Here is a 26,435-nt window from a genome sequence, read left to right as displayed (position 1 = left end):
AGCAACCTGACTACGGGGCCGCCTTCGCGGCCGGGAGTGTCACCTGGACGTGACCGCGGCCGTCCGCGATCGCCCGGACCTCCACACCGGCCGAGGCGGCGATACGCCGGACCACCGGCAGCCCCAGCCCGTACCCGTCGCCGCCGGTCACGCCCGCTTCGAAGACCCGGTCGACCTCAGCGGGATCGAACCCCGGGCCGTCGTCCAGGACATCCACCACGACGGCCTCGCCCTGGCTGCGCGCGGTGATCCATACACGGGACTTCGCGTGCCGCAGGCTGTTCTCCAGCAGGGGTGACAGCAGCGCCACAGCGACGTCGGGCGCCAAAGCCACCTCGACCTTCGCCGGGACGGCGACCTCGACCGCGCGGCTGCCGATCGCCTGCCGCGCGGCGGAGCGCAGATCACACCGGGTCCCCTCCTCCGTCCGTGCGCGCGCTACGCGCAATATCGTCGTGATCGCCGCATTGAGGCGGTCGACCTCGTTCAGCACCACCTCCGGCACCACCGGCTCGCCGGACAGCTGCGCCAGCTGCGCCTCGCCCCGCAGGACCGTGAGCGGTGTGCGCAGCTCGTGGGCGATCTCGTCGGTGAGCCGGCGCTCGTCCGCCAGCGCGTTGTCAACGCGCTCCAAGAGGCGGTCCAGGGTCTGTGCCAGTTCCCCGAACTCGTCACGGGGGGCTCCGAGGTTGAAACGGCGCCCGGGCTCGTGATGGCCCCAGTCGTCGGCGAGGGCGGCCATCTCGTGCACGACGCGCAGCGCGCGGTGCACCACGAGGTGCGCGACTCCGCCGGCGAGGAGGATCGTGAGGCCGCCCAGAATCAGCGACAGGGTCAGGCTGCGCTGCTCGGACGTCTCGTAGGGCGTGAGGTCGACCCGGACGATCACCATGACGTGGTGGCCGCCGGTCGGAACCGGCCGCGCGTACAGGAGGTAGTCGCCGACGGTCGCGGTCTGCGAACGCCCCGAGTCCGCCAGTTCCTCGACGCGTCCGACCACGCTCGGCGGCACGTCCCCGTCGACAAGACGGCCATCGGCATACACCCAGGCGACCTCGTCCAGCGCCTCGCTGCCGTTCTCCGTGAGCACGACACGGCCGCCCTTGACGCCGACGTTCGCCGCGACCGCCTCGGCGCGCGTACGGGCCAGATCATGCGCGTCGGCGTCCGTCACCCTGCTCAGCAGCACGTGCGAAACCACGACCAGGATCGCGACCACCGCGGTGGCGATCAGCACGGTGAGCGCGACGACGCTTCTGCGGAATCCCGTCACTGCCATCGGTAGCCCACGCCGCGGACGGTCGCCAGGCGCTCGGCCACACCCAGCGGACCGAGCTTGGTCCGCAGCCGGCGTACATAGGAGTCGAGGGTGTTGTCGCTGACCTGGGCCCCGTGCGGCCAGCCGGCGGCGACGAGGGCGTGGCGGCGTACCGCGTCGCCCCGCGAGGCGATCAGGCGGCCCAGTAGCCGGAACTCGGTCGGGGTCAGGCTCATGCTCACCGCATCGTAGGTCACCACGTGCTTCGCCGGATCGAGGACGACCTCGTGCGGCGCGGACGCCACGGTGGTCCGGCGCAGCAGCGCCCGGACACGGACCAGCAGTTCCGGGATGTCGAAGGGTTTGGTCATGTAGTCGTCGGCGCCGGCCTCGAAGCCGCCCACCTTGTGATGCAGGCCGTCCAAGGCGGTGAGCATCAACACCGGTACGTCGACGCCGCGAGCCCGCAGGGCCAGGCAGACATCGCGACCGTCGGCGTCCGGCAGCCCGAGATCCAGGACGACCAACTGGGGCGCCGGTGCGAGCTGCCGCAGCAGGCTGTCGGCCGTGGCTGCGACGGAGACGGTGTGGCCGTCGTGCTCCAGGGCGCGCCTGAGGATGCCGCGGACCGCCGCGTCGTCTTCGCAGACCATGATGAAAGCCACGTGCTGACCCTAGATACTCGCGTTCCAGTTCTCCATCTGCCCTGATCAGCCACGCGACGCTCGGGCACGACCGGCCGGTGCAGTACATCTCCGGCCGGGCCATCCACCGCGCCGCCGAAAGCTACCGCGGTGAAGGCGAGACCGACGCCAAGGACGCCGTCGTCCTCGCCGACCAGGTCCGCGTCCGCCGCGACCTGCACCCCTTACGCGCCGGCGACGGGACGGTCATCGACCTCAAGATCCTCACCGGTCGGCGCATGGACCTGGTCGCCGATCGCACCCGCACTGTCAACCGGCTCCGCGCCCAACCCACCAGCCTCTTTCCCTGCCTGGAGCGGGCTCTGGACTTGACCGACACCGGCCCGCTCGTGCTGCTGACCGGCTACCAGACCCCAGCCTCCCTCCGCCGGACAGGTGTCCGCGTACTCTCCGATGCGGCCCTGGCAACGTTCACGCCTACGGCGACAACAGGCAAGAAGAGGCTCGAGACCTGGCTGCGCAATCGCCCGGTCCTGCGCGCTGACCGGCTCGCCGAGACAGCTCTGGAAGCCGCCGGGCGCCGGCACACAGGCCTGCCCGGCGAGAAACCGGCCGCCCGACTCGTGCGCACACTGGCGCAGCAGGTGAGGGCCCTCAACCAGCAGGTCGCCGAGCTCGACAAAGCGATCGAGGCCCGGTTTCGCGCCCGTCGGTACTTCGAAGTGATCACCAGCATGCCCGGCCTGGGCGTGATCCTCGGTGCCGAGTTCCTGGCCGCCACCGGCGGCGACAGGACAGTCTTCGGCACCGCCGACCGCCTCGCCGGCTTCGGTGGCGAGATCTCGACGGGTTGTCCGCTTCGACCACATCACCAGCCCTGTCGGCGATGCCCTCTGGTCTCCTGTCGCTTTGGGCGGTTCTGCCTAACCCGCGAACGAGACTTCCGCGAAAGCCGGCAGCTCGGCGGCTCACCATCTGACAGGTGCAGGTCGACAGGACATCCTGTTCTGATCGTCTACGTGTCGGGGTGCTGCTCTGCCGCCACACTCTGGATCCCGCTGGGTGATGGTCTGCCGTGGGGGTCGGAAGCGTCTGCCGCCGGTCGGGCGGAGTGTCTATGAGGCGTCGCGAGTGAAACGCCAGGCTCCGCAGGTGAGGGCGAGTGCGAGGTAGAGGGCGAGGTCGAAGAGGGCGAAGGAGAGGGAGGGGACGCGTTCCGGGTGGAGGGGGTGCGGGTGGAGCTGGCCGAGGGTGTCGGCGGCGTTGCTCAGCATGAGTCTGCTGGGCAGGTAGGACCAGCCTTCCACCGCCTTTGCCGCGCCGTAGCCGAGGTAGACCAGGGCGAAGAGCGCGGCGATGGCTCCGGCGGTGTGCCGGATGACGGCCCCGAGGCCGTAGCCCACGATGGTGACGACGAACAGGTACAGCCCGGCACAGGACACGGCGCGCAGCACGCCTGGCGTGCCGAGGCCGACGTCGAGGTGCTGCCTGGCCAGGACGGCCTGTCCGATGAAGAAACTGGTGAACGCGGTCAACTCGCCCAGCAGCAGGGCGAATCCGCCGATGACGAGGGTCTTGGCGGTGTAGGCGAGTGCCCGCCGGGGGGTCGCGGTCAGCGTCGAGCGGATCAGTCCGGTGGTGTACTCGCTGCTGATGCCCAGCACGCCGAGGACGCCGAAGGCGAGGACGGAGAAGGCGAAGCCGGAGAGTGAGTCGCCCACCGGGTCGAACTGGGCCCGGTCGGCCGTCGTCATGTCCGGCCAGGCGCCGGCGGTGTGCGCGACGTCCACGATGCTCAGCGCCAGGCCGAAGGCCACGGCGATGAGGGCGGTGATCCACGTCGCGCGGAGGGAGCGCAGTTTGACGACCTCGCCGGCCATGGCGCCTGTCAGTGCGGTGGGCATCAGTGGCCCGTCCCTTCGGTCCGGTATTCCACGGCGGATTCGGTGAGGTTGAGGTAGGCGTCTTCCAACGAGGCTCCGGCGGGAATGAAGTCGGTGATCGGGACATCGGCGAGCAGACGTCCTCGTCCGATGACGAGAAGGTGGTCGACCGTGAGTGCCATCTCGCTCATCAGGTGGCTGGAGACCAGGACGGTGCGTCCTTCGCCGGCCAGCGACCGCATGAGGCTCCGGATCCACCTGATGCCCTCCGGGTCCAGGCCGTTGGCGGGTTCGTCGAAGATGAGCACGGGCGGGTCGCCGAGCAGGGCGGCGGCGATGCCCAGGCGCTGCTTCATGCCGAGCGAGAAGGTGCGGATCCTGCGTTGGGCGACGTCGGCGAGGCCGGTGAGGGCGAGTACCTCCTCGATTCGGCTGCGCCGGATGTGGTTGGTGGCCGCGAGTGCGGCGAGATGTGCCTGTGCCGTCCGGCCCGGATGGACGGCCCCGGCGTCCAGGAGCGCGCCGACGCGGCACAGCGGCTGTTCGGCCTGGCGGTAGGGCACGCCGTCCACCAGGGCGTGGCCGGCGTCCGGGGTGTCCAGGCCGAGGACGGCGCGGATGGTACTCGACTTGCCCGCGCCGTTGGGGCCGAGGAAGCCGGTCACGCGGGCGGGTTGGACCTCGAAGGTGAGGTCGTCGACGGCGACCTTGCGGCCGAAGCGTTTGGTGAGGTGTTCGCATCGAATCACGTCCATGACGATGCCGGGACGGGCAGGACGCTTCGTCTGCCCGTGGGCAGGTCTTTTCGGGCCCGGGTCTGCCGTACGGCATAGGGCCCGCGGACGATGTGGGCATGACCGGCAGCCGCATAGGCTCAGGTCGTGGAACGGAAGACACACGCGGCCCCGGAGTCGTTCCGGCTCTATTGGCCGGAGGCTCTTGTTGTCCTGTCGTCGGCGGTGTGCGGCCTGGCGCCGTGGCATCCGCAGGCGATCTTCTGGGGCGGGTTGCCGCTCGCCTTCGCGCTCTTCTGCGTCACGTCCCTGCGCCCGGCCCGCACCGCGGGAATCGCCCTGGCCGCAGCCCTGGCGATGGCGGTGTCCACCGGCCTGCCCAGGTTCGAACACGCCGGGGCCGTGGTGCCCTTCGCGCTGCTCTTCGCCGTCGCCTGGGCGGTGGGCTTCGCGGTCGGCCAGCGGCGCCGGTATCTGCACACGCTGGTACGTCAGGAACGCGACCGCGCCGATCGGGAGGCGACTGCGGAACGGCTGCGGGTCGCCCGCGAGTTGCACGACGGCATCGCCCACTCCATGAGCGTGATCTCTGTCCAGGCATGCTTCGGCCGTCTGGTGCTCGACGACCGTCCCCAGGACGCGCGCAGCGCGCTGGAGGCGATCGAGACCACCGGCCGGGAGACCCTCGTCGAGCTGCGCCGCATGCTCGGCGTGCTGCACGACGACGCCGACGATCCGGACGGCGCGGACCTGGCCCCCGCCCCACGACTCGCGGACCTGAAGCATCTCACCGAACGGACCCGGCACCCCGGCCTGCGGATCGACCTCGCCGTCACGGGGCACGTCAGGCCCTTGCCCCCAGGGCTGGAGGCAGCCGCGTACCGGATCGTCCAGGAAGCGCTGACCAACGTGGTCAAGCACGCCGACGCGAGCAACGCGCACGTCACCGTCGCCTACGGACCCGGCGAGCTGACCCTCACGGTGACCGACGACGGCAGCATCCGGCCGGCCCCGGGCCGCACCGGGCGCGGGCTGCCCGGGATGCGTGAGCGCCTCGCCCTCTACGGCGGCATCCTGCAGGCGGGGCCGGCCGCGACCGGCGGGTTCCGGGTACGGGCCGGCATCCCCGTGGAGGGGCCGCAGCCCAGTGCTGCGGCGCGGGAGCGGCCTTGACCATCCGGGTCCTGGTCGCCGACGACCAGCAGCTGATCCGCATCGGCCTGGCCGGAATCGTGGACACCGCCCCGGACCTCAAGTCGATCGGCAGCGTCGCAACGGGCCGGGAAGCCGTCGCAGCCGCCGCCGAACACCGGCCCGACGTCGTCCTGATGGACGTGCGGATGCCCGAGATGGACGGCATCGAAGCCACCCGCCGTATCACCGCCGCCGGCCACGCTCGTGTCCTGATGCTCACCACCTTCGACCTGGACGAGTACGTCTTCGGCGCACTGCGTGCGGGAGCCAGCGGCTTCCTCCTGAAGGACGCTCCGCACCTCGACCTGTTGTCCGCCGTCCGCACCGTCGCCCAGGGCGAGGCGCTGCTCGCGCCGCGCATCACCAAACGGCTCATCGCGGCGTACGTCAACAGGCCGGCACAACCACCACCCGGTCAGACACCGCTGCGGTTGCCCGAGGCCGTCACCGCCCGTGAACGCGAAGTACTCCTGCTCGTCGCCGAAGGACTCACCAACGCCGAGATCGCCGAACGGCTCTACATCGGCGCGGGCACGGTGAAGACCCATGTCGCCCGGCTGCTGACCAAACTCGATGCCCGCGACCGCGTCCAACTCGTCATCCACGCCTACCGCAGCGGCCTCACCGGATAGCTAGCATCCTCTGTCGTGAGCAATTCGGAGAACGTTCTTGACTGGCTGCAGAACTGGTACGCCGCGCAGTGCAACGAGGACTGGGAGCACGAGTGGGGCGTGGAGATCGCTACGCTCGACAACCCCGGCTGGACCGTCACCATCGACCTGGAGGAGACGGACCTGGAGCACCATGAGTACCCCCGCCAGGACGTCAACCGCAGCCCTCACGACTGGGTCTGGGCGTGGACTTCCGAGAAGACCTTTCACACCAGATGCGGCCCCGGCAACCTCAGCGAAGCCCTCGCCTTGTTCCGCTCCTGGGCGACCGCGAACACTCCCTGAGCAACCACACAGCAGCGGGCCACAGAACCCGGTGAACCTATGCGGTCAGAGCACCATGAACGCGGGATATACAGCTCCCGGTCCACCGCCGCGTGTCCCCGGGCGCCGGCAGAGTCGAGGTGGACCGCGGAGTTCTCGATCCGTCCGGCTGTGCCGGTGTACTGGCGCCGGACCCCGACGGTGTGCATGCCCTTCTTCACGTCGCCGGTCTCGTCCACGAACAGCACCGCGGCCTCGTCATGGAGGTGCTCGACGACGTATTCGCGAACGTCGTCGCGGACGGCACCGGCATCCCAGACGGCCCGGCACAACAGATGCTGCGTGCCGTGAGGGCTGGCCTCCCCGGCCCACTCCGCGATCGTCCGGCAGTTCTTGCGGGGCAGGCCCGACAACAGGCCCAGCACCAGCCGCCCGGCTCAACGGTGGCCGCACGCCTCCACCCACCGGACCGGGCCTACGAGGGTTCGGTGAGCAACTCCGCCAGGCGGTCGGCGAACTCGGTGAGCCAGTCCAGCCGTGGTCCGCTGCGGGCGATACGAAAACCGTGATGTCGACCCCAGAACGCAGCCTGGACGGCATGGAATTGGGCCCACCGCTGGACACGTTCACGGTCGAGTTCGGCAGCCTCTGCGAAGACGTCCAAGACGCGGTGGACAGCCTTGCGCAGGTCATCCGCTTCCAGGAGCGTCAGCGCGCGGGACTTCAGCAGTGTGCCGCCGTCGTAGGCGGGATCGCCCACGTACCCCTTGGGGTCGACAGCCAGCCACGGCTCCCGGCCGCCACGCAGGATGTTCCGGGCGTGCAGGTCGCCATGGATGAGGGTGTCCGGCTGTGCCCGGCCCAGCTCCCGAACGGTCCCCACGGCGGCATCCAGCACCTGACGCGGCAGCGCATGCGGCAGCTCTTCAGCGTCCTTGAGCAGCTGCTCCTCCCAGACATCGGCCTGCTCACGAAGCCGGGGCAGGCCGGGCGGTGCAGGGATGGCCAGGCGGCGATTGAGTCGCCCGGCGACGGCCACCACCTGGTCATGGTCCTCGACCTCCGCCAGGGTCGACGGCTGAACCCGCTCCAGCAGCATCGCGAACCGGTCGTCGTCGCGCTCATGCAGCAGGACGGCGCCGCACCCGCCCCAGGCAACGAACGCGTCCGGCTCATGGAGGTTGCCGGGATGCGGAAACGACACCTTCAGCACGGAGCTCCCCTCAACTCGCCGCCGTACCGGAACGATGACGCCAACGCCTCCGTGCATGACCTCGCCATCCGGCATACACCCCCAGCGCCCCAGCAACTCCTCCACGATCCCGGGCAGCTCGGCAAGCCATGCCGCCCCGGCCTCCCCCTCACGGTCGACGGTGCTCTGTGCGAACTCCTCCGGCATCGCGATCATCCCGGCACCCTACGCGCCAGCCCGCCGCGGCCCCCAAGCCCAAGCCGGCTACTGCCGCCGTGTACACCGCGCACTATGGAGATCGCGTTCTACAGCTGGAGTAGCGATCTTGCTGGCGGGGCCGTCGGCCAGAGCGTACGGGCCAGCCCTGCAGCGGGCTTCTCGGGCTGGGAGGTCACCTCAGGTCCGGCCAGTTCACGTGGTTCTCCAGGGTGGCGCGGTCACCCTCGCTTCGCAGGTTGAGCATGGCTCAGAAGCCATTCCCCACCACTCAGAGGTCTCGGGCGCGCTCATGATCCCGACGGCGACGCCGATGACCAGGCCTCTCTTTACCGCCGGCCGCTACGTTGTCCATTATGACGCGTACCACTCAAAGCGATGACGAGTCCCCCCACTCCCTCACTGGCAAGGTGGTGGTGATTACCGGCGCCGGCCGAGGCCAGGGCGCCGCCGAAGCGGAAGCCCTCGCCCAGGCCGGAGCCACGGTCATCGCGACCGACATACACCCCGACGGACACCCGGACTGCCGAAAGCTGGACGTCTCCAACGAGGCCGACTGGGCCGCCCTCGCCGCCGAGCTTCGCGACACGTACGGCCACATCCACGGTCTCGTCAACAACGCCGGCGTAATTCAGCGGGATCGCCTCGGCAACGTACGCCCGGACGACTTCGCCTATGTTCACTCGGTGAACACCACCGGGCCGCTCCTCGGCATCCAGCACCTCGCGCCCCTCATGCCGCCGGGCTCGTCCATCGTGAACGTAGGTTCGTCCGCCGCGCTCACCGCCTACTATCCCGTGGCCTACACCGCCAGCAAGTGGGCCCTGCGCGGGGTGTCGAAGATCGCGGCGACCGAGTTGGGACCGCGAGGTATTCGTGTCAACACGGTGCACCCGGGATACATCGAGACCGAGATGACCGCAGCCGCCACCCCGGCATTCCGGGAGGCGATGTTCCGGGAAACGCCGCTCGGGCGCAGCGGCACCGTCGACGACATCGCGCCCCTCGTCGTCTTCCTCCTTTCCGACACGTCCTCCTTCATCACCGGAGCGGAGATCCCCGTGGACGGAGGGCTCAGTGCCCACGGCGGGGTCAAGTCCGTCTCGGACGCGATGAGGCCGGAGGCGGAGCAGCACGGGAGCTGACGTCAGCAGCATCCGAGCCGATCACCTCTCGGCCATCACCGACAAAGCCATGGACGGGATGTCGGAGTGACAGAACCGGCCGCTGGAATCGGCTTGGGTTCTATCGGTGGTCGCGAACGTTTCCGGAGGAGAGCGTGCGGATGCCAGGATTCGCCCCCGACAGGATGCCGGGTTCGGCAGCCGCCTGGTTCAGGGGCCGTACCGGCGTTCGCCCACGGAATCTGTAACATCCGCCGGATGGACGTGGTGATGGGGGCGCTGCCCCGGGGGCTCGGGCTGGTGGAGCGGGTTGTCCGCGGGGAGTTGGATCCCCGCGGAGGACCCGGTGTGGTCCGGCTGGCGGAGGAGAGCGGGCTGGACAAGGGGCAGGCGTCTCGGCTGCTGCGTGATCTGGTCAATTCCGGGGTGCTGGTCAGGGAGGGGCACGAGTTCCGCGCCGGGGCTGATCTGCTGGCCGTCGCGGCCGAGGCCGGTTTGTGGGGGGTGGAGAGCCGGGCGCTGCTGCGGGGGCTGGTGATCCGGTTCGGAGCGTGCGCCTACGTGGACGTGCTGTGCGGAGCGATGGTGCTCTCGGTGCGGGCCGAACTGGCGGCCTGGGCCGAGTTCTCCTGGGCGCGGGCGGGGCGGCTGACGCCGGTCTGGTGCACCGGAGCGGGACGGGCGCTGCTGTTCGGTCAGTCGCGTGAGGGGATCACCGAGCTCCTCGGTGGCGAGGACTTCATCGGGGCGGGCGGCCCCTACGCGCCGCGGACGGTGGACGATCTGCTGCTGCGGGTCACCGCCGACGCCGCGCGCGGGGTCGCGGTGTGCGAGAGCGAGTACGACGAGGACGTGTTGGAGGTCGCCGCGCCGGTGCGGGATCCGCGCGGGGACATCGTCGCGGCGGTCAGCGCGGTCGTTCCGCACGCGGCGGCCCGGGACGACCGGGAGGAGCTCGTCGCCGCGATCAGTGACGCGGCGGCGCGGCTGGCCCGCCTGCTCGGCTGAGCCTTCAGTCCGGGTGTGTCGACCGCAGCACGGCGGTCAGCCAGGTGCTCCAGCGCACCACCGAGTCGGCACACACCGCGGTCGCGGGCTCCAGCCGGTGGCGGGGGCCGACGACCTGGACGGCGGCGACGATCTCGCCGCGGAAGTCCCTGACCGGGGCGGCGAGCGAGTAGAGGCCGGGCTCGGCCTCCTGGTCGACGATGGAGTAGCCCCGCGTGCGGGCCGCGTCCAGCCGGGTCAGGAAGTCGCCGAGGTCGGCGGGCGTGTTGGGGCCGTGCCGGACGAAGTCCGTGCGGGAGAAGACGGCCGCGATCTCGGTGTCGTCGGCGTCGAAGAGCAGGGCCTGTCCGGCGTCGCTGCAGTACGCCGGATAACCGCGGCCCACCCAGGACACGAACGAGGACAGGGCCGGCGGCATCGATTCGAGGACCGTGACGGAGCTGGCGCCTCGCAGGACTCCCAGGTAGGCGCACTCCCCGGTGTCGGCGGCGACGCCCTCCAGCGCGGTCCGGCCGTCGCTGCGCAGCCGCGCCTCGGTGATCTGCTGGGCCCGCGCGTACTGCTCCCAGGCGACGGAGTAGCGCAGCGACGCGCGGTCACGGCGCAGGAACCGGGCGGCTTCCAGGCTCCGCAGTATGCGGGAGACCTGGCTGCGCTCCCGGCCCAGGAGTACGGCGACCTCGGCCGCGGTGTGGCCGCGCGGATCCCGCGGTGGGTGCTGGGCGAAGAGGCTGAGCACGGCCAGGCCGCGTTTGAGGCTGCTGTCGGTGGTCATCGCGTGCCCGAGCATAGCGCCGGGCGCCGGTGCCACCGTGCGCGTTCATTGCGGGAACATTGCAGGTTCATGGCAGCACCCGTGCATCATGGACAACACGACTTGTTTATTACGCACCACTGGATAGTCTCCACCCCATCCCCTCGGAAATCAGGTCCTTCAGGAGTTCCCCTTGTCCGCTCTGCGCCCGCTCGTACTCCTCGGCTCCGCGACGCTGCTCCTGGCGGGCTGCGCCGACCCCGCCACCACGACCGGTTCGTCGTCCGGTACCTCGTCGGCGTCGGCCGGTGCCTCCTCCGTCGCCTCGATCGCGGAGAACACCGCACTCTCCGCCAAGGTCCCGGCCGCGGTGAAGGCGAGCGGGATCACGGTCGCCAGCGACGTCAGCTATCCCCCGATGGACTTCTTCGCCACCGACAACAAGACGGTCATCGGCGCCGAGGCCGACCTCGACAAAGCTCTCGGGACGGTCCTCGGAGTCAAGATCACCATCACCAACGTGCCCTTCGACTCGATCATCCCGGGGCTCCAGGCGGGCAAGTACCAGCTCGGCATCTCCTCGTTCACCGACACCGCCGAGCGGGAGAAGGTCGTCGACTTCGTCACCTACTTCAACGCGGGCACGTCCCTGCTGGTCCCGGCGGGCAACCCCGAGGCGCTCAAGGCCGAGGGCGACTCCCTGTGCGGCCGGACCGTCGCCGTGGCGAAGGGTTCCACCCAGGCGCTGGTGGACCTGCCGGCCCGCGCCAAGACCTGCAAGACCGCGATCAAGCTCAGCACCTATCCGGACGGCACCGGCGTGAACCTCGCCGTCACCAGCGGCCGTGCCGACGCCGCCCTGGCCGACTCCCCGGTCGCCGCCTACGCCGCCAAGCAGTCCGGCGGCAAGCTCGACGTCGCCGGCGACTCGTACGGCGACGCGCCGTTCGGCATCGCCGTACCGAAGAACAGCGAACTGACCGGCCTGCTGAAGTCGGCCCTGGCCGACCTCAAGGCGAGCGGCGGCTACCGGCAGATCCTCGCCAAGTGGGGTCTGGAGTCCGGGGCTCTCGACACGTTCGAGATCAACGCGGCCTCGTGATGGAGGAGTTGCCGATACTGCGCCGCCGCCGGCCCGGCCAGTGGATCCTGACCCTCGCGGTCCTGCTGCTGGCCTCGGCCCTGGTGCGGTCGCTGATCACCAACCCGCGCTTCGGCTGGGACACGGTCGGCGCGTGGCTGTTCAGCCGGACCGTGCTGAGCGGCCTGCTCGCCACCCTGGAACTCACCGCCGCGGCCATGGTGATCGGACTCGCCCTGGGCATCGCGCTGGCGCTGATGCGCCTGTCCGACAACACCGTTGCCCGGGCGGTCAGTTGGGCGTACATCTGCCTCTTCAGGGGGACACCGCTGCTGGTCCAGCTGCTGTTCTGGGGGTTCATCTCCGCGCTGTACCCGACCCTGTCGCTGCACCTGCCCTTCCTGCCGGCGATCGGCGACGTCCCCGCGAACTCCGTCGTCACGACCTTCACCGCAGCCCTGCTCGGCCTCGGCCTCAACGAGGCCGCCTACCTCGCCGAGATCATCCGGGCCGGGATCGTCTCGGTCGACGAGGGGCAGACCGAGGCCGCGGAGGCGCTGGGCCTGTCCCGGGCCAGGACACTGCGCCGGATCGTCCTGCCCCAGGCGATGCGCGTGATCATCCCGCCCGTCGGCAACGAGACCATCTCCATGCTCAAGACGACGTCACTGGTGAGCGTGCTGGCCTACGCGGAACTCCTGTACTCCGTGCAGATCGTGTACTCCCGCACCTACCAGACGATCCCGCTGCTGATCGTCGCCAGCATCTGGTACCTCGCCGTCACGACCCTCCTCAACATCGGCCAGCACCACTTGGAGCGCCACTTCGCGAAGGGAAGCCGCCGATGATGGTCCAGGCCATAGGGGTCCGCAAGTCCTTCGCCGGGCAGGAGGTGCTGCGCGGTGTCGACCTGTCCGTGCCACGCGGGACGGTCACCTGCGTGATCGGCCCGTCCGGGTCGGGGAAGTCGACCTTCCTGCGCTGCGTGAACCATCTGGAGCGGCCCGACGGCGGCCGGGTCCTGGTGGACGGCTCACCGATCGGCTACGAGGTGCACAGCAAGGGGCTGCGCGAGGTGCGCCCCCGCGACCTGGCCCGGCAACGCCGCCGGATCGGCATGGTCTTCCAGCGCTTCCACCTCTTCCCGCACCTGACGGCACTCGCCAACGTCGTCGAGGGACCGGTCGGCGCCGGCCGTCCCCGCGCCGAGGCCACCGACGAGGCCATGGCCCTGCTGGAACGGGTCGGCCTGGCCGACAAGCGCGACGCCTACCCCGCCCAGCTCTCCGGCGGCCAGCAGCAACGCGTCGCCATCGCCCGCGCCCTGGCGATGCGACCGCAGCTCATGCTGTTCGACGAACCCACCTCGGCCCTCGACCCGGAACTCGTCGGCGAGGTCCTGGACGTCATGCGCGACCTCGCCGCCGACGGCATGACCATGCTCGTCGTCACCCACGAACTGGGCTTCGCCCGCGAGGTCGCCGACGAGATCGTCTTCTTCGACGACGGCCGCATCCTGGAATCCGGGCCGCCCGCTCGCGTCCTGACCGCCCCCGAGCATCCCCGAACCCGCGACTTCGTGACGAGAGTGCTGTGACGACCACCTTCCGCGACGCCCTGACCGCCGGGCCCCTCGTCCTGGACGGCGGCATGTCCAACGAACTCGAAGCCCAGGGCCACGACCTCGGCGGCACACTCTGGTCCGCCCGCCTCCTGCGAGACGCCCCCGACGCGATCACGGCCGTCCACCGCGCCTACTACGCGGCCGGCGCGCAGGTCGCCATCACCGCCAGCTACCAGGCCACCTACGACGGCTTCGCCCGCATCGGCATCACCCGCGCCGAGACCACGAAGCTCCTGCACCGCAGCGTCCGGCTGGCCCGCGAGGCCGCGGCCGGGACAGGCTGGGTCGCGGCCTCCGTGGGCCCCTACGGCGCCATGCTGGCCGACGGCTCGGAATACCGCGGCGATTACGGACTCACCGTGGCCGAACTCACCCGTTTCCATCGCCCACGGCTGGAAGCTCTGGCCGAGGCCGCCCCCGACGTCTTCGCCATCGAGACCATCCCCGACCTGCGGGAAGCCGAAGCCGTACTGACCGCCCTGGACGGTCTGGGGATCCCGGCCTGGCTCTCGTACAGCATCCGCGGGACGACCACCAGCGCGGGCCAGCCCCTGACCGAGGCCTTCGCCCTGGCCCGCAGCAGCGACTCCGTCATCGCCACGGGGGTCAACTGCGCGCCTGCCGCCGACACGGCTCCGGCCCTCGCCCTGGTCACCGGTCTCCCAGGCGTCGCCTATCCCAACGGCGGCGGAGTCTGGGAACCCGAAACGCGCGCCTGGCTGGGCGCCGAGGACGAGATCGCGGAACTGGCCCCCTCCTGGCTCGCCGCCGGCGCGGCCCTCATCGGCGGCTGCTGCCGGGTCGGCCCCGCCGAGATCAGGGAACTCACCGCCCGCCTCAGCGCCTCAGCGGCAGGCTGAGCCCCCGCCCGTCGCACGCACCAGGCACCGCACCACGGCCGACCGCCGGCCCCGCTCTCCCCTCCCGCACACTCCACCCAGGAAACGCCACCCATGGATCAGCTCACCTCACTCCCGGTGATCGACCTCTCCGCCCTCGACCCCGACGCGCTCCACCGGGCCGCCCGTGACGTCGGCTTCTTCCAGCTGGTCGGCCACGGCATCACCCCCGCCGAGCAGGCCCGGCTGCTCGGCGCCGCCCGCGCCTTCTTCGCCCTGCCCGAGACCGATCGCCACGCGATCGACAACCTCAACTCCCCGCACTTCCGCGGCTACACCCGAATCGGCAACGAACGGACCCAGGGCCGCCGCGACTGGCGCGACCAGCTCGACATCAGCAACGAGCTTCCCCCTCACGCACCCGCCCCGGGCGAACCTCCCTACTGGTGGCTGGAGGGCCCCAACCAATGGCCCACGGCCCTGCCCGAGCTGCGGCACATCTCGCTGAAGTGGATGGACCGCCTCAGCGCGGTCGCCCACCGGCTGCTCCACGCCCTGCTCGCGTCCATCGGCGGCCCCGAGGACTTCTACGACGACGCCTTCTCCGGAAACCCGCGCAACCACCTGAAGCTGATCCGCTACCCGGGACGGGCCCCGGAAGGCGAGGACCAGGGCGTGGGCGCACACAAGGACTACGGCTTCCTGACCCTGCTGCTGACGGACGAGGTACCCGGCCTGGAGGTGGAGGCCCCGGAAACCGCGGCAGACGGCTACATCAAGGTGCCGCATCTGCCGGGCGCGTTCGTGGTGAACCTGGGCGAACTCCTGGAGGTGGCGACCAACGGCTACCTGAAGGCGACCAACCACCGCGTACTCTCCCCGCCCGGAGCACGCGAGCGCTACTCCGCACCCTTCTTCTACAACCCGCGCCTGGACGCCCGCATCGCCCCTCTCCCCTTCCCCGGCGCGTCCCATGCCACGGGTGTCACCGAGGACCCGGGCAACCCCCTGTTCGCGGAGTTCGGCTGGAACGAACTCAAGGGCTGGGTCCGCGCCCACCCCGACGTCGTGAAGAAGCACCACCCCGAGCTGGCGATCGGCGGACACGGGAGTGCCATGAACTCATGACGCTCCCGGCGACATGGCCGCCGGACACAACTTGTCGGGGCCGAATCGATCCCACCCGAACCCGCTCGGCACCCGAGTCGGCGATGAAGGAGGCCATCGACTGGTCACGCCGTATTCGGCCGCGCCCCGTCACGATCACATGGTCGGCGGTCACAGCCATCTCGCTCATCAGACGGGACGACGGCAAGACCGTCCGTGCTTCGGCGGCAAGTTCCCGCAGCAGGAAGCGGATCCAGCGGACTCCGTCGGGATCAAGACCGTTGACCGGTTCATCGAGGATGAGGATCTCCGGATCGACGAGGAGGGCCGACGCGATGCCGACTCACGAGCAGAGCCAGGCAGGCAACCTTTGCGCTCTTGTAACCGGCGTAGGAGTCGGACAGGTAGTACAGCGGGTCGTACATGTTCACCTGGTAGGGGATCTTCTTGCCGACGCTGTCGGCCTTGTCGAAGTCGCTCGCGTGTCCGGAGGTGCCGTAGTCGCCGCGGTATTCGCAACCGTCGGCCGGCATCGCGCCGTAGCGTCCCACCGAGGCCGCGCCCCAGTCTTCCCCCGCGGCGGCCTCGCGGGCCAGGGTCACACTGCGTCGTAGCAGTGTCGTGGTCTCGGCCCGGGAGCTGCCCAGTCGGGCGAAGCCCTCGTACGCGGCCTGGTAGCTCGCGGTGACGGCGGCCCCGAGGAGGCACACAGCACACAGCAGCCACCTGATGTCCAAGCACCAGCACGCGCTGAGGAAAACGCAGGCGAGGAGGATCGCCGGCGCGCGCAACGCGTCGATCCACTGGACGTGCGCGACGAAGGCCGTGCGCACGATCAAACGCACGATCGCCCACAGCACCACCGCTGCGCCGGAGCTTGCGGCGCCCACCAGCATCCGCCGCCCCACGCCTGTCCGCCCTGTGGCTGCTTCATCCGCGCTCACCCTCACCCCTGCTCTCGACGAAACCGCAGACCTGGTGGTGCGCGCACCCAATGTGTGGATTGTTCAACGATCCTTCAATAGGATGGTTCAACATCAACCCGTCTGCTTCGCGGACGCGGAACGGCAACCAACCGGAGGGCTGCAGGAGATGAGCCGGCATCAGTTCGAACAGGTCGACGACCTCGGGCGGATCCTCTTCTGCGACGACCCCGCGCTGCAGCTCGAGTGCGTGCTGGGGGGCCTGGAGACCGCGGAAGGCACAGTCACCCTCGATCCCGCACAGACACCGCGCATGCCCACCGCCCTCTTCGAGTTCAGGCATGCCCGGGGCGTGGGCTACTTCGGGTACGTCGTGCCGAAGGGAGCCCCGCTCGACGAGATACCCGAGGAACCGCAGCTCGAAGGCGCCATCCTGTTCGGCATGAGGCGTCTACCGCCCGACGTGTACTGCGACCTGCCCCGGATCCCCGGATGGCAACTGCACGAGATATCCGACGAACAGCCACAACTGGCGCAGCGCTACGGAGACACCTACTCCCGGCTGGAACTGCGGACGCCCGACGGCGAGATCTACTCCCGGACCTGGGTCTCGCGCGACCCCGAGTGGACAGCCGCCGCCCGGCGTCACGGCTACGTCGTGTGCCTGTGCGGCGTGGAACTGGGGATCCGCGGGGCGTACGCGATGACCGACGCCCAGCACACCCCGCGCATGCGCTACGAGTCCTTCCGCCGCGGCTGCGTGCTGGGCCTGACCGTCGGCGGACTCGTCGCCTACGTCGGCCACCGCTGACGCGCGACACCGAGCCGGCATCCGTCGAGTACGAACAGGGCCGCGACGCGGCGTCCGAGCGGACCCTGCGGACGGGACGGTTCATCAGCACCACGCACCTCATCGTGCGCCCGCGGGTATCGCGTGCGGAACCGGACGGCGCAGGCTTCGTCGGCCCGTCGGCCCGTCGGGCCGCGGCGCCCCGACGGGCATGGTCACCGCGTTGCGGAGATGATCGGACGACGAGGCAACAGCGTCGGAGCGAGCGGGTGGAGGCAGGACAGTGAGCGCGGACGGACAGCGGAACGCGACCGACGCCGCCGAGGGACACGGCGGCCGCGGGCCCGAGCGGCTGCACTGCCTGGTCACCGGAGCCTCCGGCTACGTCGGCGGACGCCTGGTACCGGAGCTGCTGAAGGCCGGCCACCGGGTACGGTGTCTGGCCCGTTCACCGGACAGACTCCGTGACCATCCCTGGACCGGAGACGCCGAGACGGTTCGCGGGGACGTCACGGACCCGGAGTCGGTCGCCGCAGCCATGCGCGGCATCGACGTCGCCTACTACCTGGTGCACGCCCTGGGATCCGGCGCCGGGTTCGAGGACACCGACCGCCGCGCCGCGCAGGTCTTCGCCGAGCAGGCGCGGGCCGCCGGTGTACGGCGGATCGTCTATCTCGGCGGACTCACCCCGAAGGGCGTGCCCGAGAGCTCCCTGTCCCCCCACCTGCGTTCCCGGGCAGAGGTGGGACGGATCTTCCTGGAGTCGCCGGTGCCCGCCACCGTACTGCGGGCAGCGGTCGTCATCGGCTCCGGATCGGCGTCCTTCGAGATGCTGCGCTACCTGACCGAGCGACTGCCGGTGATGGTCACCCCGAGCTGGGTGCACACCCGCACCCAGCCCATCGCGGTGCGCGACGTGCTGCGCTACCTCGTCGGCTCCGCGACCATGCCGGACGACGTCAACCGGACGTTCGACATCGGCGGGCCGGACGTCCTCACCTACCGCGAGATGATGCGGCGCTACGCCCTGGTCGCCGGACTGCGCCCACGGCTCATCGTGCCCGTTCCGGTCCTGACGCCCAGGCTGTCCAGCCACTGGGTCGGTCTCGTCACGCCCGTGCCCGCCTCCATCGCCCGGCCCCTCACCGAGTCCCTGCGCCACGAGGTCGTCTGCCACGAGCACGACATCGCCCGATACCTGCCCGACCAGCCGGGCCGGCCACTGCCCTTCGACCAGGCGCTCGCCCTGGCGATCCAGCGCGTACGGGAGGCACAGGTGGTCACCCGCTGGTCGTCGGCGTCCGTGCCGGGCGCGCCCAGCGACCCGCTGCCCACGGACCCGGACTGGGCGGGCGGCAGCCTCTACGAGGACGAGCGGCAGGCGTCGGTCGACGCGTCGGAGCAGGCGTTGTGGAGAGTGATCGAGGGCATCGGCGGCGACAACGGCTGGTACTCCTTCCCGCCGGCCTGGGCGATCCGGGGCTGGATGGACCGGTTCGTCGGCGGGGTCGGCCTGCGCCGCGGCCGACGTGACGCCCAGCGCCTCCGGGTCGGCGACTCGCTGGACTTCTGGCGGGTCGAGGAGATCGAGCGCGGACGGCTCCTGCGGCTGCGGGCGGAGATGCGGCTGCCGGGCCTGGCCTGGCTGGAGATGTACTCCGAGACGGATACCGAGGGCCGCACCCGATACCGTCAGCGCGCCCTGTTCCACCCCCGCGGTCTGCTCGGCCACGTCTACTGGTGGTCCGTCGCGCCCTTCCACACAGTCGTCTTCGGTGGCATGGCCCGCAACATCACCCGAGCCGCCACCGAGAACACCGACGGGCCCAGGCGTGCCCGTCGCCGTGTCCGGCTCCGAGGCCACCGCAGCCGACCAAGATCCCACCGCTAGCGCACGCGTCCCCGTCGCACCGGCAGGAGCGACACCCTCACCAGCGCGTCCGTGCTGTCCGCTTCGAATGCGCCCCTCACACTCCCCGCCCCTTCCGCCGACCGTCTGCCGACCTGGAGCCACCCGCCGGATCGTTCAGCACTTCCCGGGCGCCCGCGCTCCCCACGCCAGTGCGCCCTGCACCGAACCGGCCGTCCGGCGGGCCCCGCACACGTAACCGCCCGGTCCGGAACGAGTCGTGCGGCTGAGCGGCCATGGCGACAGCTTCGCGGGCAACGCCCCCTCCACCGTGTGGAGACCAACCTGCTGACAGGTGGCCGTATCGGTGCCGTACAGCTCGGCCGGGCGCCGAAGCACGGCATCACCGGCACCCGGCACGTCCACGCCGCGTACGCGGCTGGAGACCAGCACGGTGCCCGTGGCGGGTAGGCGGGGGCGCGACCTCGTTGAGCACACAGGTGTTCAGCACGACCCCCCGCACCGTCGACCACCGGCGTCGGTTCCGCCAGCGGCGTCCTGCGGGCCGCGCCGTAGTGCGTGGAGACCTTGTGGCCTTTCGCCCTTCGTCCTTCGCCCTTCGCAGGCCGGCGCGGCACCCGGGTCCGACTGGGCCGTGCCGCACCGAGCGCGGCCGAACGCGATCAGCCGTCGCTCGCGGGTGCTCCCGGCCTCAGGGGTCCGGCGCCCGACGTCACTCCGGCCGCCGGACGCGGTCGAGGACGTCGCGCAGTTGGGCGCGGCCGGTGATGCCGAGCTTGGGGAAGATCTTGTGCAGGTGGAAGCCGATGGTGCGGTGGGAGAGGTAGAGCCGCGTGCCGATGTCGCGGTTCGTCAGGCCTTCCGCTGCCAGTTCGGCGATCTGCAACTCCTGCGGCGTCAGGTCGGCCAGGACGTCGTGAAGGGCTGCAGGTGCCACGGCGACGCCCGCCGCGCGGAGTTCCGCGGCGGTGCGCTCGGCCCAGGGGCGTGCGTCCAGTCGTTCGAAGATGTCGAGGGCCGTACCGAGGAGAGGGCGTGCTTCGGCGGCGCGTCGGCGGCGCCGCAGCCACTCGGCGAAGTCGAGGTGAGCGAGGGCGTGTTCGAAGGGCCAGCGGGCGCCGGCCTGGTCGCCGATCGCCGCACGGAAACGGGACTCCGCGTCGTCGGAATCGCTCAGCAGCGCCGAGGCGCGGTGCACGATCGCGGCCAGACGGACGGAGCGATGGCGTTCCAGGCTCCTCTCGGTGGCGTGGAGCACGGCGCGGGCGTCGTCCGTCTGTCCGGCGCGGACGGCCGCAGCCGAGAGATCGGCGAGACAGTAGAGGGACGCGTGGTAGTGGACCGGTGCCGGGCGGGCCTCCTGGGTGAAGGCGCGGCGGAGTTGGCCGTACGCCGTCTCGTGGTCGCCCTCCGCCTGGGCCGCCAGGGCGAGCGCGTGACGGTGACGCACGTACAGGCTGCGGGACTTGCGCAGGTCCCGGCCGCGGACCGCGTCGTCCACCTGCGCCCGCGCGCCCGCGTGGTCCCCGCGACAGGCGCGCAGGGTGGCCTGGAGGAGCGGCGATCCCACCATGACGTTGTCCGCGCCGGCCTCCGTCGCCATCCAGAGGGCTTCCTCGGCGGCGGCCTGCGCGGTGCTCCAGGCTCCGCTCTCGAAGTGTGCCAGGGCCAGGGCCTGGGCGACGGTGCAGTTGGCGCCGGCCGTGGCGGTCCGGCGCAGTTGGTCCATGGCCTGGTCGAGCAGGCGTACGGCCTCGTCGGTCTCGTCCAGGATCCAGGCCGCGCCGCCGAGTGAGACGAGGCCGGTCAGGGAGCCGTCCGGCAGGGTGTCCACGGCGTGGTGCAGGACCTTCAGGGTCTGCTGCCGGTCCGTGAACGGCCGGCCGGCCGCCCGCGGCCAGACGCGGTCCGACTCGTCCGACTGCCGGGCGATGAGGCCGTCGATCCGCTGGATGTCGTGCCGGTAGCGGGGGTCACCCGAGTTGTACGCCGGGGTCGCCGCGGTGCCCAGGGCGCTCAGGGCCAGGGCCGGTGCGGGGGCGGCCATGGATTCGGCGACGGGGAGCAGGAAGGCCAGCGAGTCGTCGTGCCGCAGGGTGACGGCCAGGGACCAGCCTGCCCGCAAAGAGGCCTCGGCGAGGAGCTGGGGGTCGTCCGTGAGGCCGTCGACGCGGCCCGCGATCTCCCCCACCCACTGCGGGTGCCCCGCGTACATGGCGGAGGTGGCCGCGGCGAGCAGGCGGCGGGCGCGTTCCTGCGGATCGGGGGTGAGTTCGGCCGCGCGTTCGAGGGCGGTCGCCGCTGCCGCGTGGCCGCCTCGGTGCTGGAGGCGTTCCGCGCTGTCGGCCAGGGCACGGGCGACGTCTTCCTCCGGGCCGAGCGCGGCGCCGGCGAGGTGCCAGGCACGGCGGTCGGGTTCGTGCGCGAGGGCGGCGGCGAGGGTGAGGTGGGCCTCGCGGCGTTCGGCGAAGGAGGCGGCCTGGTGCACGGCGGAGCGGACCAAGGGGTGGCGGAACCTTGCCCGGCTGCCGTCGACGCGCACCAGCCCCGCCTGCTCGGCGGGTTCCCAGACTTCGGGTCCGCCCGCGTCCGGTACGTCCGACAGCTGTTCGGTGCCCGCGGCCGCCAACAGGAGCAGGGCTCGTCGGGTCGCGGGCGGCAGTGTGGGCAGGTCGGCGGCGAACAGGCGTTCAAGGCGGGCGGTGAGCGGCAGCGAACCGAACGGGCCGAGGTCACTGCCGTGCGGGTCCCTGGCGAAGGCCCGCGCGAGTTCGATGAGGGCGAGCGGGTTCCCGGCCGCCTGGTCGAGGATCTCTGCCCGGACCCGGCCCCGCGGCGGCTGCGGCTGCCGGTCCAGCAGGAGCCCGGCCGCCGCCCGGTCCAGCGGACCGGCGGTCAGATGCGGGAAGTCGCGGTCGAAGCGCACCGGCACCGCTTCGTCGCGGGCCGCGAGCAGCAGGGCGGCGGGTTCCTCGTCGAGCCGTCGCGCGACGAAGGCGAGCACGTCCAGCGAGCCGACGTCCAGCCACTGGGCGTCGTCGACGACGATCAGCAGCGGACGCTCGGCCGCCGTGTCCGAGACCAGCGTCAGCACGGCGGTTCTGATCAACAGCGGTTCGGGGGACGGTGATCCGTCGGCCTGATCCATGCCGAACGCGTGGCGCAGGGCGTCGCGCTGCCGCGCGGGAAGCCGGTCGACGCCGCCGATCACGGGACGCAGCAGCTGATGCACCCCGGCGAAGCCGAGGTCCTGCTCCCCTTCGCAGCCCCGCACCCGCAGCACGCGCCGGCCTCGGTCGGCGGCCTGCCTGGCGGCCCGGTCGACCAGGGTGCTCTTCCCCGCCCCCGGCTCACCGGTCAGCACCAGCACCTTGGGGCCGTCGCCGTCCACCGCGTCGACCAGCCGCGTGATCCGTGACATCTCGCGATCCCTGCCGAGGATCGCCGGCCCGTGTTCCTGCCCGGCACCGAAGTCACCGACGTCCATCAAGTTCCGTATCTCCCCACCGCTCACGACCCATCCTGCCAGGCCCCCCGTGCATGACTGGTCACATGACAGAAGCGCTGGTCGTCGCACCCCTGACAGGATCCGGTCTCCGGGCGGAGCGCAGTGATCGGGAGTACAGCGGTGGGTGGGGAAGCGGACGTCGGCCAAATCCTGCGGGACGTGGACGGGCCGCGGTCCCTGCTGGTGCTGGGTGACACCGGCACCGGCAAGACCCGGCTGCTCCGAATCGCCGGCGAGCAGGCCCAGGAGCGCGGGACCCGTGTCCTGTCGGCGCGTGCCTGCGCCTCGGAGACGCGCCACCCGTACGCCTGTCTGCACCAGCTTCTCCTGCCCGTGCGGGACGAGCTCGACGTCCTGCCGGCCTCCCAACAGCGTGTGCTGCGCGCCCTGTTCGCACCGACGCCGGACGACGTGCCGCCGGACGGGATGGTCCTGCCCACCGCGGTCCTGACCCTGCTGACCCGTCTCGCGCGGACCGGTCCCCTCCTGCTGACCGTCGACGACCTTCAGGACTGCGACCGCGCCTCCCTGGCCGTGCTGTCCTTCGTGACACGACGACTCACCGGCACGTCCGTCACCGTGCTGTTCTCGGCGCACGGCCAGGCTCCCCCTCCAGACCTCCCCTCGGACCTCGCCGTACTGTCCCTCGGTCCCCTGTCCCCGCGGGCGGCGGCCCGGCTGCTGGACGCACAGCCCGGTGCGCCCACCGGACGGGCCAGGCTGGAGCTGCTCCGGCAGGCGGAGGGCAATCCGCTGGCGATCATCGAGCTCAGCGGTGCCGGGGAGCGGACCCGGGGCATCCAGCAGATGTTCGCGGCGCGGCTGGACGCGCTGCCGGAGGAAACGCGGCGCGCCCTGCTGTACGCGGCGGCCGCCCTGCCGCAGGATCAACTCGGCACCGTCATGGCCGCGTTGGGCTGCGACGACCTGAAGGTGTGGGCTCCCGCGGAGGCGGCGGGGCTGATCACCATCGCCGAGGGAAGACTGGCCTTCTGCAACCCGCTGACGCGTACGGGGACCTACCACCGGCAGCCCGCGCAACTGCGCCGACAGGCCCACAGGGATCTGGCCGCCGTGTCCGCCCACGGTCCATCGCACCTGGCCGCGGCCACCGTCGGTCCGGACGAGTCCGTCGCCGCGGCCCTGGAAGCCGCTTCCGACCAGGGTGACCGCTTCACCGCGGCCCGCGCACTGGAGCAGGCCGCGCTCCTCAGCCCCCTCGACCACGACCGGGCCCGCCGTCTCACCGCGGCGCTCACCGCCGCGAGCGACGTCGGAGACCCGGCATGGGTGCGCGAGCTGTACACGGCACTGTGCCAGGCGAGCCGGGACCCGGAGCCGGCGAGGGTCGCGGCCTGCGCCATGAGTGAGGCACTGTCTTTGCTGACGTTTCAGCGAGAGGCGTTCGACCTCCTGCTGGAGGTGGCGCGGCAGACGCCGGACAGCGACGGCACGACGGCCTTCGCCCTGGCGGCCGTGGCGACGGGCATCGCCCGCCAGTCCGGACTCCCGGAACACTGGGCCCTGTTGGGATCCTTCCTCGGCCGGGGGCCCGAGGACGACGGGCAGCACACCGACGTCCTCGCCGCTCTGACGGCGCTCGCCTCGGCCACACCCGGTCCGGGCCGGCCGGCCAGATTGCTCACGGCCGCCTCGCTCGCCCGCCACACCGACGAGTCGGACCTGTGCGCGGAGCAGTTCCGGCAGGCGGGCGAGCACCTGCGCGCGCGAGGTGCGCTGGGCCCGCTCGCCTGGACCCTCGCGGCCGAGGTGGAGACACTCCTCGGTCTCGGACGCTGGGCCGAGGCCGAGTCCCTGATCGAGGAAGGGCTCTCGTACGCAGCCGTCCACCGGTGGACCCGCGTCGAGATGGACCTCGAGGCCCTGGGTACGACCCTGCGCGCGCTGCGCGGCGAGAGTGTGCCGGGCACCCGGTTCACCAGCCCCAACTGGCGCTCCGTCAGCCTCCACGAGAACCGCGCCACGCATGCCCGGATGCTGCGGGCCTGCGGTCTGACGGCCATGGTCCTCGGGGACGGGGACGGCTCCTTCCGGCACCTGCGGACGCTGTTCACCGACGCCGGCGATCCGCTCGACCCCTTCCTCTCGCCGCGCTGCATCGCCGAACTGGCCGCCGCCGCCCATCGCACGGACCGGCGACGGGAAGGGGCGCACGTCCTGGCGCGGGTCCGGCGCAGCCAGGGTGCCCGGGCGACGAGCCGGATGACGCTGCTCATGCACCACGCGGCGGCACTGGTCGACGAGGACGCGGACCCCGAGCACCACTTCCAGCTGGCCGTGGTCAATCCGGAGGCGGCCCGCTGGCCCCTGGAACGGGCCCGGGCCCGCCTGGACTACGCGATCTGGCTGCGCCGACGCAGGAGGCCGCTGGAAGCCCGCGCCCAGCTGACCGTCGTACTGGAAGCGGCCACCCGGCTCGGCGCCCGGCACCTCGCCGAGTCGGCGCGCGGTGAGCTGCGCGCGAGCGGGGTGGCCGAGGCTCCCGCATCGACGGATCCGCTGGGTGAACTGACCGCCCAGCAACGGCAGATCGTACGGCTGGCCGCGGACGGCCTGTCCAACCGCGAGATCGGAGAACAGCTCTTCCTGTCGCCGCGTACCGTGGGCTCGCACCTCTACAACGTCTATCCCAAACTCGGCATCAGCAGCCGCCACCAACTGCGCGATCTCCTCGTGTGCGAGAAGTGACGGGCGAGAGGCGGCCATCGCATGGAACCGGACGGACGGCACCCCTCCTTCCTGACGCTCGATCCGCTGGTGCAGCGCCTGGTCGAGGCGTCCTCGGCGCCGCCCTTTCTGCACGAGCTGTCGCCGGCCGCCGGCCGGCAGGCCCTGACGGAGTCCCAGGTCCACCGGGTGGAGGACTTCGCGGTGGACGCGTCCTTCCAGGTGTCACCCGTGGGGCCTTCCGGGCTGGTGGGCTTCTGGATCTTCCGGCCGCGCGGAGTACGGGGGCCGCTTCCCGTCCTCTTCTACGTCCACGGCGGCCGGTGGATGCTCGGAGACGCGCAGACCCACGCCCGGCTCATCAGCGAGTTCGTACTCGGCGCGGGAGTGGCCGCCGTGGTACCGGAGTACAGCCGCACCCCCGAGGCCCGCTACCCCGTGGCCGTCGAGGAGTGCTACGCCCTCATGGTCTGGGCCGTCCGCCACGCGGCCGAACTGGGGCTGGACGCCGGCCGGCTGGCGGTGGCCGGGGACTGCGCGGGCGCCACCCTGGCCATCGCGCTCACCATGCTGGTGAAGTCGCGCGGCGGCCCGCGGATCAGCGCCCAGCTGCTGTACTACCCGATCACCGACGCACACTGTGCCAGCGCCTCCCAACGGCAGTTCGCCGAGGGTTATCTGCTCACCCGGGAGGCCCTGCGCGGGTACTGGCGCCAGTACAGCGACGATCCCCGGGACCTGGCCCGGCCGACCGCCTCCCCGTCGCGCGCCGGCCCGGCCGAGCTGGCGGGGTTGCCGCCGGCCCTGCTGATCACGGCGGAGGCCGATGTGACGCGGGACGAGGGTGAGCAGTACGCGGACCGGCTGCGCCTGGCCGGGGTCGAGGTGACCTCGACCCGGTTCCTGGGCACGGTCCACGACTTCGTCTCGCTGGCCGCACTGCGTGACAGTCCGCCTACGCGCGCGGCCGTGCGGCAGGGCGTCGCCTTTCTGCGCGAACTGCTGCGCGGCGAGGACCAGTCGACCGACTGATGCGTCCGCCCCCGGCCGAAGGCAGGCTGAC

At 71.3% G+C, this 26,435-nt stretch carries 25 protein-coding genes; 16 read left to right on the top strand and 9 right to left on the bottom strand.

All coding sequences use genetic code 11. The annotated features are described in order from the left end of the window. Positions 1-10: 10 nt before the first annotated feature. Complete coding sequence (locus JHN45_RS11790; protein ID WP_201048989.1) at positions 11-1,279, bottom strand: HAMP domain-containing sensor histidine kinase; 1,269 nt, start codon at positions 1,277-1,279, stop codon at positions 11-13. Continuing rightward, on the bottom strand, positions 1,270-1,923 hold the full coding sequence (locus tag JHN45_RS11785) for a response regulator transcription factor (protein WP_201048988.1): 654 nt from the start codon (positions 1,921-1,923) through the stop codon (positions 1,270-1,272). Before JHN45_RS11785 ends, JHN45_RS11790 begins: the two co-directional genes overlap by 10 nt. 41 nt (positions 1,924-1,964) lie before the next feature. Between JHN45_RS11785 and JHN45_RS11780 the strand changes: the two genes are divergently transcribed. Beyond that, entirely contained in the window at positions 1,965-3,023 is a 1,059-nt protein-coding gene (locus tag JHN45_RS11780; protein WP_236583606.1) for an IS110 family transposase, read from the top strand. On the opposite strand, the gene JHN45_RS11775 is transcribed toward JHN45_RS11780, so the two are convergent. Continuing rightward, a complete protein-coding gene (locus JHN45_RS11775; protein ID WP_201048987.1) occupies positions 3,018-3,806 on the bottom strand; it encodes a hypothetical protein in 789 nt (262 codons plus the stop codon). The genes JHN45_RS11780 and JHN45_RS11775 overlap by 6 nt on opposite strands. Continuing rightward, complete coding sequence (locus tag JHN45_RS11770; RefSeq protein WP_307783083.1) at positions 3,806-4,534, bottom strand: ATP-binding cassette domain-containing protein; 729 nt, start codon at positions 4,532-4,534, stop codon at positions 3,806-3,808. The genes JHN45_RS11775 and JHN45_RS11770 overlap by 1 nt, the downstream gene beginning before the upstream one ends. A 132-nt stretch (positions 4,535-4,666) precedes the next feature. Here JHN45_RS11770 and JHN45_RS52910 point away from each other — a divergent pair, with 132 nt between their 5' ends. From JHN45_RS52910 to JHN45_RS11755, 3 genes are read left to right on the top strand one after another with little or no spacing between them, the layout of a single operon-like run. After that, the gene (locus JHN45_RS52910; RefSeq protein WP_201048985.1) at positions 4,667-5,692 is read left to right on the top strand and encodes a sensor histidine kinase; all 1,026 of its coding nucleotides are present in this window, start codon (positions 4,667-4,669) and stop codon (positions 5,690-5,692) included. Further along, the gene (locus JHN45_RS11760) at positions 5,689-6,345 is read left to right on the top strand and encodes a response regulator transcription factor (RefSeq protein WP_201048984.1); all 657 of its coding nucleotides are present in this window, start codon (positions 5,689-5,691) and stop codon (positions 6,343-6,345) included. The genes JHN45_RS52910 and JHN45_RS11760 overlap by 4 nt, the downstream gene beginning before the upstream one ends. A gap of 15 nt (positions 6,346-6,360) precedes the next feature. After that, the gene (locus JHN45_RS11755) at positions 6,361-6,669 is read left to right on the top strand and encodes an immunity 53 family protein (RefSeq protein WP_201048983.1); all 309 of its coding nucleotides are present in this window, start codon (positions 6,361-6,363) and stop codon (positions 6,667-6,669) included. On the opposite strand, the gene JHN45_RS11750 is transcribed toward JHN45_RS11755, so the two are convergent. Together JHN45_RS11750 and JHN45_RS11745 are read right to left on the bottom strand one after the other, a co-directional pair. After that, positions 6,591-7,076 (bottom strand): transposase, encoded by a 486-nt coding sequence (locus tag JHN45_RS11750; protein ID WP_374195608.1) that lies wholly within the window; start codon positions 7,074-7,076, stop codon positions 6,591-6,593. The two genes, JHN45_RS11755 and JHN45_RS11750, sit on opposite strands and share 79 nt — an antisense overlap. Before the next feature lie 47 nt (positions 7,077-7,123). Continuing rightward, positions 7,124-8,056 carry an aminoglycoside phosphotransferase family protein gene (locus tag JHN45_RS11745; protein WP_201048982.1) on the bottom strand — a complete coding sequence of 311 codons (933 nt, stop codon included), beginning with the start codon at positions 8,054-8,056 and terminating at the stop codon, positions 7,124-7,126. Between the two features lie 356 nt (positions 8,057-8,412). On the opposite strand from JHN45_RS11745, the gene JHN45_RS11740 reads away from it, so the two are divergent. Next, positions 8,413-9,201 (top strand): SDR family NAD(P)-dependent oxidoreductase, encoded by a 789-nt coding sequence (locus JHN45_RS11740; protein WP_201048981.1) that lies wholly within the window; start codon positions 8,413-8,415, stop codon positions 9,199-9,201. A 237-nt stretch (positions 9,202-9,438) separates the two neighbouring features. Further along, positions 9,439-10,188, top strand: a complete 750-nt coding sequence (locus JHN45_RS11735; protein WP_201048980.1) for an IclR family transcriptional regulator — start codon at positions 9,439-9,441, stop codon at positions 10,186-10,188. Between the two features lie 4 nt (positions 10,189-10,192). Here the strand turns inward: JHN45_RS11735 and JHN45_RS11730 are convergent, their stop codons facing one another. Next, positions 10,193-10,963, bottom strand: coding sequence for an IclR family transcriptional regulator (locus JHN45_RS11730; RefSeq protein WP_236583595.1), 771 nt, complete (start codon positions 10,961-10,963; stop codon positions 10,193-10,195). A 172-nt stretch (positions 10,964-11,135) separates the two neighbouring features. Between JHN45_RS11730 and JHN45_RS11725 the strand changes: the two genes are divergently transcribed. The 5 genes from JHN45_RS11725 to JHN45_RS11705 all read left to right on the top strand — a co-directional run bounded on the left by JHN45_RS11725 (position 11,136) and on the right by JHN45_RS11705 (position 15,614). Further along, a complete protein-coding gene (locus JHN45_RS11725) occupies positions 11,136-12,044 on the top strand; it encodes an ABC transporter substrate-binding protein (protein WP_201048979.1) in 909 nt (302 codons plus the stop codon). Continuing rightward, positions 12,044-12,871 (top strand): amino acid ABC transporter permease, encoded by an 828-nt coding sequence (locus tag JHN45_RS11720; RefSeq protein WP_201049006.1) that lies wholly within the window; start codon positions 12,044-12,046, stop codon positions 12,869-12,871. Before JHN45_RS11725 ends, JHN45_RS11720 begins: the two co-directional genes overlap by 1 nt. Then, positions 12,871-13,620, top strand: coding sequence for an amino acid ABC transporter ATP-binding protein (locus tag JHN45_RS11715; protein WP_201049005.1), 750 nt, complete (start codon positions 12,871-12,873; stop codon positions 13,618-13,620). The genes JHN45_RS11720 and JHN45_RS11715 overlap by 1 nt, the downstream gene beginning before the upstream one ends. After that, a complete protein-coding gene (mmuM, locus tag JHN45_RS11710) occupies positions 13,617-14,507 on the top strand; it encodes a homocysteine S-methyltransferase (protein ID WP_201048978.1) in 891 nt (296 codons plus the stop codon). The genes JHN45_RS11715 and mmuM overlap by 4 nt, the downstream gene beginning before the upstream one ends. 93 nt (positions 14,508-14,600) lie before the next feature. After that, a complete protein-coding gene (locus tag JHN45_RS11705; RefSeq protein ID WP_201048977.1) occupies positions 14,601-15,614 on the top strand; it encodes an isopenicillin N synthase family oxygenase in 1,014 nt (337 codons plus the stop codon). A gap of 269 nt (positions 15,615-15,883) precedes the next feature. Here the strand turns inward: JHN45_RS11705 and JHN45_RS54685 are convergent, their stop codons facing one another. Further along, positions 15,884-16,537: a homocysteine S-methyltransferase family protein gene (locus tag JHN45_RS54685; RefSeq protein WP_374195607.1), complete on the bottom strand. Its 654-nt coding sequence runs from the start codon at positions 16,535-16,537 to the stop codon at positions 15,884-15,886. Positions 16,538-16,685: 148 nt separating this feature from the next. Here JHN45_RS54685 and JHN45_RS11695 point away from each other — a divergent pair, with 148 nt between their 5' ends. The 3 genes from JHN45_RS11695 to JHN45_RS54680 all read left to right on the top strand — a co-directional run bounded on the left by JHN45_RS11695 (position 16,686) and on the right by JHN45_RS54680 (position 19,626). After that, positions 16,686-17,327 (top strand): hypothetical protein, encoded by a 642-nt coding sequence (locus JHN45_RS11695; protein ID WP_201048976.1) that lies wholly within the window; start codon positions 16,686-16,688, stop codon positions 17,325-17,327. 262 nt (positions 17,328-17,589) lie between these two features. Next, complete coding sequence (locus JHN45_RS11690) at positions 17,590-19,197, top strand: SDR family oxidoreductase (protein ID WP_201048975.1); 1,608 nt, start codon at positions 17,590-17,592, stop codon at positions 19,195-19,197. 291 nt (positions 19,198-19,488) lie between these two features. Then, positions 19,489-19,626 (top strand): hypothetical protein, encoded by a 138-nt coding sequence (locus JHN45_RS54680; protein ID WP_201048974.1) that lies wholly within the window; start codon positions 19,489-19,491, stop codon positions 19,624-19,626. Positions 19,627-19,888: 262 nt separating this feature from the next. Here the strand turns inward: JHN45_RS54680 and JHN45_RS11680 are convergent, their stop codons facing one another. After that, positions 19,889-22,663 (bottom strand): LuxR family transcriptional regulator, encoded by a 2,775-nt coding sequence (locus JHN45_RS11680; protein ID WP_268982243.1) that lies wholly within the window; start codon positions 22,661-22,663, stop codon positions 19,889-19,891. Positions 22,664-22,804: 141 nt separating this feature from the next. Here JHN45_RS11680 and JHN45_RS11675 point away from each other — a divergent pair, with 141 nt between their 5' ends. Next, positions 22,805-25,393, top strand: coding sequence for a LuxR family transcriptional regulator (locus tag JHN45_RS11675; protein ID WP_201048973.1), 2,589 nt, complete (start codon positions 22,805-22,807; stop codon positions 25,391-25,393). A gap of 21 nt (positions 25,394-25,414) precedes the next feature. Continuing rightward, the gene (locus JHN45_RS11670) at positions 25,415-26,404 is read left to right on the top strand and encodes an alpha/beta hydrolase (RefSeq protein ID WP_201048972.1); all 990 of its coding nucleotides are present in this window, start codon (positions 25,415-25,417) and stop codon (positions 26,402-26,404) included. The last annotated feature ends 31 nt before the right edge of the window (positions 26,405-26,435 follow it).

This window comes from Streptomyces sp. MBT53 (assembly GCF_016654115.1).
Taxonomy (GTDB): domain Bacteria; phylum Actinomycetota; class Actinomycetes; order Streptomycetales; family Streptomycetaceae; genus Streptomyces.
This window is presented reverse-complemented; position numbering and strand designations above follow the sequence as displayed.

What these genes read in the sequence shown, in the direction of transcription:
- JHN45_RS11790 (WP_201048989.1), bottom strand. Translation starts at nt 1,279, where the DNA reads ATGGCAGTGACGGGATTCCGCAGAAGCGTCGTCGCGCTCACCGTGCTG.
- JHN45_RS11775 (WP_201048987.1), bottom strand. Translation starts at nt 3,806, where the DNA reads ATGCCCACCGCACTGACAGGCGCCATGGCCGGCGAGGTCGTCAAACTG.
- JHN45_RS11745 (WP_201048982.1), bottom strand. Translation starts at nt 8,056, where the DNA reads ATGATCGCGATGCCGGAGGAGTTCGCACAGAGCACCGTCGACCGTGAG.
- JHN45_RS11740 (WP_201048981.1), top strand. Translation starts at nt 8,413, where the DNA reads ATGACGCGTACCACTCAAAGCGATGACGAGTCCCCCCACTCCCTCACT.
- JHN45_RS11735 (WP_201048980.1), top strand. Translation starts at nt 9,439, where the DNA reads ATGGACGTGGTGATGGGGGCGCTGCCCCGGGGGCTCGGGCTGGTGGAG.
- JHN45_RS11730 (WP_236583595.1), bottom strand. Translation starts at nt 10,963, where the DNA reads ATGACCACCGACAGCAGCCTCAAACGCGGCCTGGCCGTGCTCAGCCTC.
- JHN45_RS11720 (WP_201049006.1), top strand. Translation starts at nt 12,044, where the DNA reads ATGGAGGAGTTGCCGATACTGCGCCGCCGCCGGCCCGGCCAGTGGATC.
- JHN45_RS11715 (WP_201049005.1), top strand. Translation starts at nt 12,871, where the DNA reads ATGGTCCAGGCCATAGGGGTCCGCAAGTCCTTCGCCGGGCAGGAGGTG.
- JHN45_RS11705 (WP_201048977.1), top strand. Translation starts at nt 14,601, where the DNA reads ATGGATCAGCTCACCTCACTCCCGGTGATCGACCTCTCCGCCCTCGAC.
- JHN45_RS11695 (WP_201048976.1), top strand. Translation starts at nt 16,686, where the DNA reads ATGAGCCGGCATCAGTTCGAACAGGTCGACGACCTCGGGCGGATCCTC.
- JHN45_RS11680 (WP_268982243.1), bottom strand. Translation starts at nt 22,663, where the DNA reads ATGGACGTCGGTGACTTCGGTGCCGGGCAGGAACACGGGCCGGCGATC.
- JHN45_RS11670 (WP_201048972.1), top strand. Translation starts at nt 25,415, where the DNA reads ATGGAACCGGACGGACGGCACCCCTCCTTCCTGACGCTCGATCCGCTG.